A 12,616-nucleotide genomic window follows, 5' to 3' on the forward strand; every position below is an offset into this window, starting at 1 on the left:
ATCGCAAACTTGCCAGCATCTTATGCGTTAATTTTTATCATGAGCATTAAGATGCCGTTGTTTCATCATTTCTTGTAACATATGTCTTTCAGAAACAGTTAAGCCCTGATTTCGAGATTTTGCAAGATATTGGTTAATTTTATTTTCTAAATTTTGTTTTTGTAAAAATAAAATGATGTCTGTAAATTTTTTTACTAGCTCTTCTTCAGGCTCTTGATGTTCCCATCCAGCTAGTTTCCCCAGGGCTGTAAAATAAGATGTATCTCGCCAGGCTTCAATAAGTGTTGCTGTGTTTGCTTCAGGAGATTTTTCAACCTGGGATAAAAGTTTCTGTAGGACTTCCTGTTCTTTACTATCTAGAGAGCTAATGTCTATTTTATCTTGGCATGCCTTAAAAATTTCGGGGTTTTGAATAAGTAGGGCAATCGCTAAACGAATAGGGGAGTTCGTAATTTTCTTGCTGCTTTCCTCAGCTTTGATGGCCAAATTATCATTGATAATTTGCAGAATGCGGTAATTTTCGATATGCGTCATGCGTGATAGTTCGTTTAATAACAATTGCTTGTATGGGCCATCTTGCATTTTTAAAAGATAGGGTTTTGCCGCATTGATTAATTGGCTTTTGCCGGCATGACTGAAGGTGTCTATCTCCTTAGCAATTGTGTCGAGAAAAAAACGGTTCAAGGGGGTGGCATTTTCTAAGCGAAGCTTGAAATTTTCACTGCCTTCAGCTCTGACAAGGCTATCTGGGTCATGTTCTTCCGGTAGAAAAATAAACCCGGCATCAAGACCTGAATTTAATTCAGGCAAGCAACTTTCTAAGGCGCGCCAAGCGGCTTGCCGCCCCGCAGCGTCGCCATCAAAACAAAAAATTAACCGTTTGCTGTGTTTCGATAGCAGTTGAATATGGTAGCTACTTGTTGCGGTACCAAGGGTGGCTACAGCGTTGCGAATTCCGTGTTGGGCTAGGGCGATGACATCCATATAGCCTTCAACAATGACGAAGTTAGAGATGGCAGTTTGCTGTTGCAGAATTTGGTGTAAACCGTAGAGTTCGCGGCTCTTTTGAAAAATAGCTGTTTCAGGCGAATTGAGGTACTTGGGTTTTTGCTCATTATCAAGAACCCGGCCACCGAAGCCGATTATTCGTCCATGGCGATCATGGATAGGAAACATTACGCGGTGGCGGTAGCGATCATAAGTTTTACCATCATCTTTTTGGATGAGCATCCCGGTTGCAATAAGCTCATTGCGGTTTGCTCTGAATTTTGCTTCCAGAGTCTGCCAACCTGAGGGGGCATATCCTAGTTGATATAATTTGGCGATTTCCCCGCTAAGACCGCGTTGACGCAAATAATCAATAGCAGCCTGGCCATTAGTTTTTAGTGTTTGTTGGTAGAATTGACTGACTCGAGTGAGTAATTGGTAGAGGCTTAGCGATTGTTGGTTTTTCTCAGCCTTGCCATCTTTTGGCACTTGCATGCCTAATCTAGCGGCCAAGGTCTCTACTGCGTCAGTAAAACCTTGATTCAAATAACTCATAACAAAGCTAATAGCATTACCGCTGGCACCACAGCCAAAGCAATGATAAAACTGTTTTTTTGCAACGACATTGAAGGAGGGTGTTTTTTCGCTGTGAAAAGGGCAACAAGCGATAAAGCTGTTTCCTCGTTTTTTCAGGGGGACATAGCTATCGACTAGCTCGACAAGATCAGTACGGCTAAGCAGTTCGTCAAGGAACGGCTGCGGAATTAAGCCTGACATGATCGATGCTTAACTCAACTTAGCCTTTATTAACGAACTCACTTTGCTCATATCTGCTCTGCCTTGTAATTGTGGCTTTAGCAAGGCCATAACCTTACCCATATCACTCATTTTTTCGGCGCCGACCTCAGCAATTGCTTTACTAATTAGGGTTTCGATTTCTGCTTCGGATAGGGGTTCAGGCAAATACTGGCTGATGATGTCTAATTCAAACTGCTCTTGAGCAACTAGATCGTCGCGTCCTGCAGCTTGAAACTGAGCTATGGATTCTTTACGCTGTTTCGAGAGTTTATCGAGGATAACGAGCATACGCTCTTCATCGACCTCGATACGCTCATCAACTTCGACTTGCTTGACTGCAGCAGTAACAAGACGTAGGGTATCCAGTTTCATTTTATCTCTGGCACGCATGGCGTCCTTTAAGTCATTACTGATGCGGTCTTTAATAGTCATAATTACTTGCGTCTGTGTTTTAAGCCACGGCGGCTGGAGGTATCACGAGAAATCTTCTTAAGATGACGTTTTACAGCAGCAGCTTGCTTGCGCTTACGCTCAGCAGTTGGTTTTTCATAAAATTCGCGACGACGTAACTCAGTTAGAATTCCTGCTTTTTCACAGGATCGTTTGAAACGACGTAGTGCGTATTCAGGATTTTCGCCCTCTTTCACACGAACGGTAGGCATTAACTATTCCTCTGGTTTAATTGAACACAATAGGTTGGCAATTCTAGTGCCAGTTGTCTTCGGCGTCAAGTGTCTTTGCAGACAAGTTATTTTTGATAACGAATAATTTGCATAAGGCCGCGATTTTAAGGTTTTTTGTACCTCATGTATAATTCACAGACATTTTTCGTATCTGGAGCATTAATGCTTGTTTTAGGAATTGAATCCTCATGTGATGAAACTGGAATTGCTATCTATGATTCCGAAAAGGGTATCATTGCACATGCACTTCATTCTCAGGTGGCAACCCACCAGCGCTATGGGGGGGTGGTGCCTGAGCTGGCTTCTCGTGATCATGTTAAGTACTTGGTTCCCTTAGTTGATGAGGCTTTGCAACAGGCTGGGATCGCCAAAACTGCTATTGATGCTATTGCTTACACAGCAGGACCTGGTTTAGTGGGGGCTTTATTAACCGGTGCTTGTTTTGCCAAAAGTCTTGCTCTCGGGCTTAATATACCTGCTTTAGCTATACATCACCTTGAAGCGCATCTGCTTGCTGCCAAGCTCGACTCAGCACAATTGGATTTCCCCTTTCTGGTTTTGCTGGTATCCGGTGGCCATACGCAGTTAATCGAGGCAAGCGCTTTAGGTGAATATGAGCTATTAGGGGATACCTTGGATGATGCTGTGGGTGAAGCTTTTGATAAGACTGCAAAATTAATGGGGCTACCTTATCCAGGGGGCGCAATCCTCGCCGAACTTGCTGATCAATGTTCCATGGACGAAGGGTCGTTGGCTCCTTTTCCTCGCCCGATGACAGACAGACCCGGTTTGGATTTTAGTTTTAGCGGGCTGAAAACCCATGCCTTAACAACCTGGAATAATAGTGAGAAAGATACGAAGGCGCGTGCTGCTATTGCTAAGGTTTTTCAGGAGGCGGTTGTTGATACGCTCCTAATTAAATGTAAGCGTGCTTTGAAGCAAACTGGTAATCGTCGATTAGTTGTCGCTGGTGGGGTCGGGGCAAATCGCAAGTTACGTGCTTTGTTGACAACTTTAATGAATGATTTAAATGGAGATGTGTATTTTCCTAGAACGGAATATTGCACTGACAATGGGGCTATGGTTGCCTATGCGGGATATTTGCGATTAATGCAGGGAAATAGGGATGATAGTCAATCAATCGAAGTAAAAGCGCGTTGGCCTTTGATTGGGGAGTAAGAGAAGTCCATTCTCCCACAAGAGAGAATGGACTTGTTGTTTAGGTCTCTTTATTCTCGGTCTCTTTTGCTTCATCAGCTTGTTCTTCTGTTGCTGGTGATACAACTCGTGTTGGTTCAGTAAGCACCGCGTTAATTTCTTCATTAAGGTTATGGCTGGCTTTGATCTTAGGTTCTTCCCCATCGATCAAGCGGGTTATGTTGTTACGATGTTGGTATATAACTAGTAGAGTAATAAAAAATAATGGTGGGAAAATCTCCAAATGGCCTATTGCAAGCATCGCATAGATGGGAGCAAGGATGATCGAAACGATCGATGCCAGCGATGAGTAACGTGTGAAATTTGCTACCAAAAGCCAGGTTGCAATAACCATAACGCCAAGAATGAAGTTCACGCCTAATAAGGCGCCCAGGGCTGTAGCGACCCCTTTTCCGCCGTGAAAACGAAAGAAAACAGGATACATATGACCTATAACTGCGGCGAGGGCGGTGAAGCATATTGCAACATGGTCAGCGCCAAGTATTTTCGCTAGTAAAACTGGGAGCAAGCCTTTGAGCATATCCCCGAGCAAGACTATAGCTGCGTATTTCTTACCAGCAAGACGTAGAACATTAGTAGCCCCTGGATTTTTTGAGCCCTCAGTACGTGGGTCAGGGAGGGAGAAGAGTTGACTGACAATTACGGCGGAGCAAACTGAGCCAAATAAATAACCAACAACTATCACGAATGTGTATAACAGGGCTGTCATTAGGTGCCTCCAAGCGCAGGGATGAGTTCTGATTAGACTTAGAATCTTATTATCAAGTAAAGCAGGTTGCTTGTGAAGCATCAATCCGAAAATTGCTACTCGGGGAGGAACATCGCTTGTAAATTATTGGTATAACGACGGCCAAGCGCTGTAATTTGCCAGTTTGACTCAGTCATGGTTATAAGGCCAGTTTGCTCTGCCTTAGCTAATAATGGTTTTAAATTGTCAAAAGGAAGGCCGGTGCGCTCTTGGAATAAACTATTGTCAATGGCTTGTTCTAAACGACTGGCATTTAGCATGAATTCAAAAATCAGCGAGTCTGTACTAACTTGTTCACTCGCGGCCATGAAAGATTTGTCTGGGCTTAAATAATCATTAGGTTGGCGTTGTTTACGAGTGCGGACGATTTGACCATTTTCACAGGTTATTTTGCCATGGGCACCAGCACCAATGCCGTAATAATCACCAAAGAGCCAATAATTCAGGTTATGGCGGGCGGGTTTGTTGGCTTTACAAAAAGCAGAGATTTCATAGCGTTGATAACCCTTGGCCGTTAAATTCGCTAAACCTTGCTCCTCTAAGAGACAAACTACTTCCTCGTCCGGTAAGCTGGGTTGTTGCTTATAGAAAACCGTGTTTGGCTCAATAGTAAGCTGATACCAGGATAGATGTTCGGGGTTATGGGATAGTGCGGTGTTTAAGTCTTCGAGGCCTTGCTCAATGGATTGTTCAGGCAAACTGTGCATGATATCGATATTAATATTGTCGAAACCTGCTCGCCTTGCGGTTTCAATTGCTTTGTGTGCCTGTTTATCGTCATGAATACGTCCCAAGGCTTTTAAATGATTAGCGTTGAAGCTTTGTATCCCTAAGGACAATCGGTTAATGCCGAGTTGACGGTAATCATTAAAACGTTGTTGTTCAATCGTTCCTGGATTTGCCTCGAGAGTGATTTCGATATCACTTGTAAAAGGAACAAGCTTTTGTAATTGTGCGAATAAGGATTCATAAGCCTGTGCTGAAAATAAGCTGGGTGTGCCACCACCGATAAATATTGTATTGATTTCACGCACAGAAAATTGAGCCAAATCCGCTTTAAAATCTGCGATTAAGGCGGAGACATAATTTTCTTCCGGTAAGTTATCGGGGCTTTTATGAGAATTAAAATCACAATAGGGGCATTTGCGAATGCACCAGGGAATATGGATATATAAAGAGGTAGCTAACATCGTTTTTTAAATCAGGCTGGCTTGTTCAAAGGCACAATAGTATCATAATTCGCTGTTACTATTTAAGATGGATTCCTAGGATGCGTGAAAAACCGGTTTGTCATAAAAAAACGGTTATTGCAAAGTCAATGCTGTTCACTATCGAGCAAATGCATCTTCGGTTCTCAAATGGTGCAGAGCGGATTTATGAGCGTATTCGTAGTCATGGCCACGGTGCAGTACTAATTGTTGCCCTGACAGCAAGTGAGTCCTTGCTTCTAGTGCGTGAATACGCTGCAGGTACAGACTCTTACGAACTTGGTTTCCCCAAGGGATTAATTGATAAAGGCGAGTCTGTATTTGAGGCAGCGAATAGAGAGTTGCGCGAAGAAGCTGGCTTAGCGGCAAAACGTTTTGATAAGCTTAAATGTCTGACTTTAGCACCGGGGTATTTTGGAGCCCGTATTGAAGTTGTTGTGGCCAGGGATTTATATCCTTCTCCTTTACCAGGCGATGAACCAGAAGCGCCTGAAGTAGTGGAATGGCCTTTATATGCCTATAATGAATTGCTGGAACGTCCTGATTTTTCTGAAGCGCGCAGTATTGCTGCGCTTTTATTAGTTAAACAATGGTTAGAAGAGGAAGTAAATAATGAATAAGCGAGTGAGAGTAGCTGTCACAGGTGCTGCAGGGCAAATTGGTTATGCTTTGCTGTTTAGGATCGCCTCTGGTCAAATGTTCGGCCCAAATACCGAAGTCGAACTACAATTACTGGAGTTAGAGCAAGCTTTACCTGCTCTTGAAGGCGTTGCGATGGAATTGGATGATTGTGCTTTCCCCTTACTGAAGAATATCGTTTGTACTTCTAGCCTTGACCAAGCAATGGATAGAGTTAATTGGGCCTTATTAGTAGGTTCAGTTCCCCGTAAGCAGGGAATGGAGCGTTCTGATTTACTTAAAGTAAATGGCGGAATTTTCACCAAGCAAGGGCAGGCAATCAGTGATAATGCTGCTGATGATGTTCGTGTTTTTGTTGTTGGAAATCCTTGCAATACCAATTGCCTGATTGCCATGAATAACGCTAAAGATGTACCTAATGATCGCTTTTATGCAATGACCACGCTGGATGAGCTGCGCGCTCGTACTCAATTGGCCAAAAAAGCAGGTGTTGATGTGACCAATGTTAGTCAAATGACAATTTGGGGTAACCATTCATCCACACAGTATCCTGACTTTTATAATGCAAAAATCAATGGTTTCTCAGCAGCGACAGTGATTGATGATGAAGCTTGGTTAAAGGATACCTTTGTGACCACAGTCCAACAACGCGGTGCTGCAATTCTTAAGGCGCGTGGCCTGTCTTCTGCTGCTTCTGCGGCGAATGCAATCATTCATGGCGTTAGCAATCTAATTACTGATACTCCTGCTATGGAATCATTCTCCGTATGCCGCAACTCTGAAGGCGAATATGGTGTTGATGAGGGCTTGATTTTCTCCTTCCCATGCCGCCGTGAACATAATGAAGTTCGAGTTGTTGAAGATCTGACATTTAATGACTATGGCAGAGAAAAATTCAATCTAACCTTAGATGAATTGCGCCAAGAGCGTGATGCGGTAAAAGAGATGGGTCTTTTGGGAGACTAAGAGTAGATAGGTAACCATTCGGCAGAATGGTTACCTTTAGTAAAAAGATAAATTTTTGCCATACTTTAAGTGATTTTTCTTTTAGGGACGAAATAATGAGAAAAGGATTAATTTATTTCTTGACCGCTTTTGGTGCCTTCAGTCTCTTCTTTATTATCCTTTCAGCGAGCCTAAGTCGAACTGGTGCAACGATGTATGGTTCTATTGGTCCTGAAGGTGGGGCTATCCCAACCATTGCTACTCCTGGTAATACTACCCCGGTAGGTATGCAAACAGGAAATCAACCTTCTGATAGTGAGGTAAGAGGGATGATTATCCATAATGCTGATATTTCCTTACAAGTCGAAAATATCGATAAAGCTATGGATCAAATTACCCAGTTAGCTGATCGTTCAGGTGGTTATATCGTTAATTCCTCTATAAGCCAGTTAACTGCCGCAGCGGATAGTACTGCTCAAATTAGTATTAGAGTGCCATCACAGGGTTTAAATAATGCATTGACAGCTTTGAAAGCCTTAGCGACGCGCGTTATGCAAGAATCAATTACTGGCGAAGATATAACACAACGATATATTAGCCTTGAAAGTAGGCTTAAAAATCTTGAGACGGCAAAAGATCAGTTAGCAAAGATTATGGCTGGGGCAACAAAAACAGCCGACGTTCTTAGTGTTTATCAAGAATTAAGTGATACTCAGGAACAAATTGAGATCATTGAAGGGCAAATAAAATATTACAAACAATCAGTTGCTTATTCATTGATTAACATCAGTTTGAGCCTTAATCCCGCGACGGCAAGCGCTGCTGAGAAGCATTGGATGTTAGCTGATGTAGCCAGGGAGTCTTATCATGCACTTATTGACCAATTGCGCAGTATAACTTATGGTTTTATTGAGTTTATTATCTATTTTGTACCTTTAATTTTGTTATGGGCTGTGGTTTGCTTGATTGTTTTTTGGATTGGAAGGAAGATCTATGTTTCATTCAAAAAATAGCAGGCGGTTATCCGTTCCCAAAGGCGTACGTCATGTCGAACGTAGAGAGACATCTCCTGAGTGTAGCACTGTGCTAATTCCGGAGATCCCTCACTATGTTCGGGATGACGGGGTAAAGAGGCTGGGGCGCTCTGTAAGACGGCCCCTTGGCACTATATCCTGTTATTGTGTTCGCAATGATGTGACCTATTGCCTAGGGGAGAACAACTATCTTTGATTCCGAACAAGGGCGTTTCTGTGGCATTTCTTTCCAATCCAAGTCATAAAATATCCAATAAGAGTTATTTCTGGAGTCTTGGAATACTCTGTTTGGCCTATCTAATTTTTGAGGGTTTTTTTGTATTTTACGCCGCCCTTTCGATGGATGATTTTTGGCTTAGCTATCACAACTATCAATATAAATCAGCGCTTCCCTATCGTGATTTCCCACCCTATAAGACTGTGCTTGGTTACTATCTATTTCTTATTCCTTTAAGTCTTTTTCATGGTGTACTAAAGCCCTTAATTTATACCAAACTCTGGGTGGCAATCCTTAATGCTCTGTGCATGGGAGGGCTCGGAATTTGGCTAAGAAAATTTTTCGATTCCCTGGCAATTCTCTATGCTTTGCTGCTTGTTGCAGTATTGGAGCTTTTTCTTTTTTACTCAGTCGATATTCGCGTTGATATTATTACTTATTGGACTTGTCTAATCGCTGTACTATTTGTTTTTGAAGAAAAATATGCTTTTGCAGGTCTGACAATTGGGCTTAGTTTCTTGGTTTGCCAAAAAGCTGTCTGGTATATTATTGCGATAAATTGTGGGCTAGTCTGCCATTGGATGGTTGATGCACGGCATTGGAAGATGGTGAAAGATATCTTTATTTTCAATCTGTCTGCTTTGATTATCCTTTGCAGCTATATTCTTTTTTGGACTTATTTTTCAAGCTTTCAAACTGTATTAAATAGTATTTTTTATGAGGCTTATATTGTCTCTTCAGACAACTGGTTTGTTGACCATAAATATTATAATTATTGGCGCTTTAGTTTTATTGTGAATAATAATCCTGGTTTTCTTCTATGGCCAATTGCTTATTTAGGCCTATTTGTTTTTCCCATAAAGAAACGCGCGTTTATTACTAGTTATGCTACAGTTATTGCAATTTTTATTCTTCTCTGCAAACAACCCTTTTCTTATTATTTACTTGCAGGGCTCCCTATGTATTTGATTGTTTACTCTGCCTTTTTTTCTGCAGTTCTTAAAGGTGATAGGCTGAGTAAGAACAATAAAAAATTAATCGTTATTTTTTCCGTTTTATATATTTTATTCTTGCTGTTTTTGTTTTTTAAATTATCTATGCAAAGTAGTTATTTAATAGCGGTATTTATTCCCATTTCCTTAATAGTTTTATGTTCAGTTGATGTGGTTGAAAATTGGCAGGCTATTTTCAATAATTTAATTTTTAGTTCATTTTTGATGATAGGGATAATTTTTCCACTATTTATCGTTGCTACCCTCCTACCCTCAATGGATGGACGTTACCAGAGGTCGATGGTTTATCTGGTGCAGGATTTATTAGCAACTGGTGGCACTTACATTGCAGGTGTTCCCTTGCTCCATGATATCAAGCAGCCAGTACCGGGCCTCGAGCATATAGTCGGTTCTTCAGCTAGTTATTTAGAACATCCAACCAAGGAGCTTGCAACCTTGATGCAGCTCAAGTCACTTTATTTTAGCCCTGATACTATGCCTGAAATCATCGAGTCAATTAAAAAGGCACCTATTAAGCTCTATGTGGATAATAATCGCTTTCATTTGCTTCCCCAGCAAATCCATGACTATTTAGCGACTCAATACCAGCACTTCTGGGGATCTATTTTTCTTTACGCGCCTTTAGTGAAAGCGGGGGAGCAAAGCTTGGACCTAAAATTTGCTGGTGACTATCAGGTAGAGGCTGAAAAGGGTGCGGAAATTGATATTGATCATCAAAGGGTTACAGCAGGCTCTATTATTTCGCTTAAGCAGCAGAGCCATGTTAGCAAAGCAAATAGTGATTTTCGTTTAAGGCTGATTCCGCCATCCCTTAAACAGCCGCTTGAGCCGCAATTTAAGGATAATGCCTGGCAGAAGGTTTTGAGTTGGAATTAGGTTAAGCCTGTCAGCCTAAGGAATTTCACCATCCAAAGCACAGCGAGGACATATCACCTTCGATTGGCGCCATTACAGGTATTTTACCTAGGCTGAAGGTAGTGCTGGTACAATCGGAGTATTATCGCTTTCCTCTCCCTGTGATTGATTCAAAAACCCTAACTTCCCTAAAAGAAAACCGACTAAAGGTTCATTGCCATTTAAAGCATTTAGCTCGCGGTTTAGTGATGGGCTATATTTGCTTGTATCTCCAAGATGGAGGGTCTTGATGTTCGACGCTTGCAGAGCAGGGAGCATTGCCCTTATCTGATCCTCAGAGAAATCATTATCAGATAAATCAAGCTCGTCTAACGTTTCAGGCAAATGCCTTATTATATTTTCCAGTTCGTCTCCCGTTTTGAGGTTCAACATATTGCTACTCAAATTAAGACAAGTCAGCTTAGCAGGGAGAGCGTAAAGAGCTTTTGCCAATCCATTTCCATCTTTAGTGCCCAAATGATTGTAATATAACTCCAGCGAAGTCAGGCTAGTTGGCAACGCGGCAAAGATTTGCTCCAGCTCAGCTTCAGTTTTGGTGTCTAGTTCATTCCAACCTAAATCAAGGAAAGTAAGTGGGGCGCGAATAGCGGCTAAAGCTGCGACCAATTCAGCTCCATTGCGAGTACCCAAATTATTTTGGCCCAAACCAAGCCAAGTCACGCTAGTGGAGATAGCAGCAAAGATTTGCTTCAGGTCAGCTCCCGTGTTAAGGCCCAGATCATTACGATATAATTCAAGTGAGGTCAATTCAGCACGAATAACAGACAAACTTGCAGCTAGGTTAGATCCAAGTTTATCCAAATTATTAAAACTCAAGCCAAGCGAAGTTATGCAATCAGGGAGAGCAGCTAAAAGATCGACCCATTCTGTTCCAAATCTATAGTTTAATCTAATGTGTCTCATATCAAGTGAGGTCTCGTCTAAGGGAATGTTTTTGATTTCTTCAAGCAGTGTTGTAACAGGAATCAAACTTCGACCACTAACTCGCTGTAGTTTATATACCATTGTAAATATTTCCTTAAAATTAAAGATTGGCGTTATATACGATTAATTCTACTGATTACTGTCCGACCAAGGTCATCACTCATTACAGTTATTACTCAACACTATCAGCAAAATGCATTTTAAGAGGATAAAATTACACCGATATTAAATATTGATGTTATTTTTTAATCAGTTCTATTCGTTTTTTGATGTTCACTACGCCCTGGATGAAGGGTTGCTTAAAAAGATGCGGGCGTAGGGACAGGGAGGGGGATAATGCTTAAGTTGATATCCTTGCCTGAACGAGTACGGATCTCCGGGATTAGCACTGTGCCACATTCAGGAGATCCTTCGCTCTAAATGGCGTATTTATGCTTCAGACTTATTAACAACAACCCCAAAAGGTACAAAGAGTTCTTTGCCTTTAATCTTTACCTGAGCAAAGAGCTTAATAAATCCTGTTTTTTGCGGCTCAATATGAAAATCAAGTTCAGGGCCGCCGCGGTCAGCCGATTTTTGTGGTTCTGTGCCCATTGGATGAATGTGGACAACGCTATTAAAGTCATCAGAAAAACCGACAATATGCGCATAAGCCCCCATTACTGGTTCCAAATAATGAACAGGCTTGCCTTGACTATCGCTAATATCAATTTTCCCCATGACCGCCTTGCCTTTTTGTAGCTGTGCTTGGTCAAAACTGAGTTTGAATTTATAACCATCAACAACGCTTTCCATCCTAATCTTAGGGACAATTTCTGTCAGGCTGGATTTAGCTCGGTGCAAATCGGTGATTACATATTCCTGCTGCTTAGTTTTCACAGGGACAAGATCAGCCCAAATACGATAGTTTGCATCTTTTTTGACCGGATGCCAGTTAAAGGAGTAGACGCCAGGTTCATGGGTTGGCATGGGATGCACATGGCTATAGTCGTTAAGGTTATCATCAATGACCAACATATGGATTTTCTGGGTATGAACCTCTGTGAGATCCGCTAAGCTAATTGGTTTATGGGTTTTAATATCGCTTAGTTTGATGAAAACAATTTTTTTATTGCCTTGATCCACAATCCTTTGCAAGGATAACTGGATTGTAGCTGGCGTTGCTTGCATTGAATGCGCTGGATGAGCATGGCCGCCATGAGCTAAAGCACAAGGCTGATAGGCCAAGCTCATAAATGGTAAGCTTAGAATCAGGAGCCGTTTGGTAAAGCGATTAACAGTTAACAC

At 41.8% G+C, this 12,616-nt stretch carries 11 protein-coding genes and 1 pseudogene; 5 read left to right on the forward strand and 7 right to left on the reverse strand.

All coding sequences use genetic code 11. The features are described from left to right. Positions 1-27: 27 nt before the first annotated feature. The 3 genes from dnaG to rpsU are packed head-to-tail and all read right to left on the reverse strand — an operon-like array spanning position 28 to position 2,447. A complete protein-coding gene (dnaG, locus tag BN1094_RS04870) occupies positions 28-1,764 on the reverse strand; it encodes a DNA primase (protein ID WP_043873194.1) in 1,737 nt (578 codons plus the stop codon). A gap of 9 nt (positions 1,765-1,773) precedes the next feature. Next, a complete protein-coding gene (locus BN1094_RS04875) occupies positions 1,774-2,217 on the reverse strand; it encodes a GatB/YqeY domain-containing protein (RefSeq protein WP_043873195.1) in 444 nt (147 codons plus the stop codon). Positions 2,218-2,219: 2 nt separating this feature from the next. Next, positions 2,220-2,447: a 30S ribosomal protein S21 gene (gene rpsU, locus BN1094_RS04880; protein WP_043873196.1), complete on the reverse strand. Its 228-nt coding sequence runs from the start codon at positions 2,445-2,447 to the stop codon at positions 2,220-2,222. Positions 2,448-2,630: 183 nt separating this feature from the next. Between rpsU and tsaD the strand changes: the two genes are divergently transcribed. After that, a complete protein-coding gene (gene tsaD / locus BN1094_RS04885) occupies positions 2,631-3,647 on the forward strand; it encodes a tRNA (adenosine(37)-N6)-threonylcarbamoyltransferase complex transferase subunit TsaD (RefSeq protein ID WP_043873197.1) in 1,017 nt (338 codons plus the stop codon). 43 nt (positions 3,648-3,690) lie between these two features. Here tsaD and plsY read toward each other — a convergent pair. Then, positions 3,691-4,395, reverse strand: a pseudogene (gene plsY, locus BN1094_RS04890) (glycerol-3-phosphate 1-O-acyltransferase PlsY); the annotation flags it as partial. A 95-nt stretch (positions 4,396-4,490) separates the two neighbouring features. After that, on the reverse strand, positions 4,491-5,624 hold the full coding sequence (gene hemW / locus BN1094_RS04895; protein ID WP_043873198.1) for a radical SAM family heme chaperone HemW: 1,134 nt from the start codon (positions 5,622-5,624) through the stop codon (positions 4,491-4,493). A gap of 80 nt (positions 5,625-5,704) precedes the next feature. Here hemW and nudE point away from each other — a divergent pair, with 80 nt between their 5' ends. The 4 genes from nudE to BN1094_RS04915 all read left to right on the forward strand — a co-directional run bounded on the left by nudE (position 5,705) and on the right by BN1094_RS04915 (position 10,366). Then, positions 5,705-6,262 (forward strand): ADP compounds hydrolase NudE, encoded by a 558-nt coding sequence (gene nudE, locus BN1094_RS04900; RefSeq protein ID WP_043873199.1) that lies wholly within the window; start codon positions 5,705-5,707, stop codon positions 6,260-6,262. Then, positions 6,255-7,247: a malate dehydrogenase gene (locus BN1094_RS04905; protein ID WP_043873200.1), complete on the forward strand. Its 993-nt coding sequence runs from the start codon at positions 6,255-6,257 to the stop codon at positions 7,245-7,247. Before nudE ends, BN1094_RS04905 begins: the two co-directional genes overlap by 8 nt. 95 nt (positions 7,248-7,342) lie before the next feature. After that, positions 7,343-8,239, forward strand: coding sequence for a DUF4349 domain-containing protein (locus BN1094_RS04910; RefSeq protein ID WP_043873201.1), 897 nt, complete (start codon positions 7,343-7,345; stop codon positions 8,237-8,239). A gap of 237 nt (positions 8,240-8,476) precedes the next feature. After that, positions 8,477-10,366, forward strand: a complete 1,890-nt coding sequence (locus BN1094_RS04915) for a hypothetical protein (RefSeq protein WP_141650423.1) — start codon at positions 8,477-8,479, stop codon at positions 10,364-10,366. An 87-nt stretch (positions 10,367-10,453) separates the two neighbouring features. On the opposite strand, the gene BN1094_RS18740 is transcribed toward BN1094_RS04915, so the two are convergent. Together BN1094_RS18740 and BN1094_RS04925 are read right to left on the reverse strand one after the other, a co-directional pair. Beyond that, complete coding sequence (locus BN1094_RS18740) at positions 10,454-11,410, reverse strand: leucine-rich repeat domain-containing protein (RefSeq protein WP_052403139.1); 957 nt, start codon at positions 11,408-11,410, stop codon at positions 10,454-10,456. 348 nt (positions 11,411-11,758) lie between these two features. Further along, the gene (locus BN1094_RS04925; protein ID WP_099908967.1) at positions 11,759-12,616 is read right to left on the reverse strand and encodes a hypothetical protein; all 858 of its coding nucleotides are present in this window, start codon (positions 12,614-12,616) and stop codon (positions 11,759-11,761) included.

This window comes from Legionella massiliensis (assembly GCF_000756815.1).
Lineage (GTDB): Bacteria > Pseudomonadota > Gammaproteobacteria > Legionellales > Legionellaceae > Tatlockia > Tatlockia massiliensis.

What these genes read in the sequence shown, in the direction of transcription:
- dnaG (WP_043873194.1), bottom strand. Translation starts at nt 1,764, where the DNA reads ATGTCAGGCTTAATTCCGCAGCCGTTCCTTGACGAACTGCTTAGCCGT.
- BN1094_RS04875 (WP_043873195.1), bottom strand. Translation starts at nt 2,217, where the DNA reads ATGACTATTAAAGACCGCATCAGTAATGACTTAAAGGACGCCATGCGT.
- rpsU (WP_043873196.1), bottom strand. Translation starts at nt 2,447, where the DNA reads ATGCCTACCGTTCGTGTGAAAGAGGGCGAAAATCCTGAATACGCACTA.
- tsaD (WP_043873197.1), top strand. Translation starts at nt 2,631, where the DNA reads ATGCTTGTTTTAGGAATTGAATCCTCATGTGATGAAACTGGAATTGCT.
- hemW (WP_043873198.1), bottom strand. Translation starts at nt 5,624, where the DNA reads ATGTTAGCTACCTCTTTATATATCCATATTCCCTGGTGCATTCGCAAA.
- nudE (WP_043873199.1), top strand. Translation starts at nt 5,705, where the DNA reads ATGCGTGAAAAACCGGTTTGTCATAAAAAAACGGTTATTGCAAAGTCA.
- BN1094_RS04905 (WP_043873200.1), top strand. Translation starts at nt 6,255, where the DNA reads ATGAATAAGCGAGTGAGAGTAGCTGTCACAGGTGCTGCAGGGCAAATT.
- BN1094_RS04910 (WP_043873201.1), top strand. Translation starts at nt 7,343, where the DNA reads ATGAGAAAAGGATTAATTTATTTCTTGACCGCTTTTGGTGCCTTCAGT.
- BN1094_RS18740 (WP_052403139.1), bottom strand. Translation starts at nt 11,410, where the DNA reads ATGGTATATAAACTACAGCGAGTTAGTGGTCGAAGTTTGATTCCTGTT.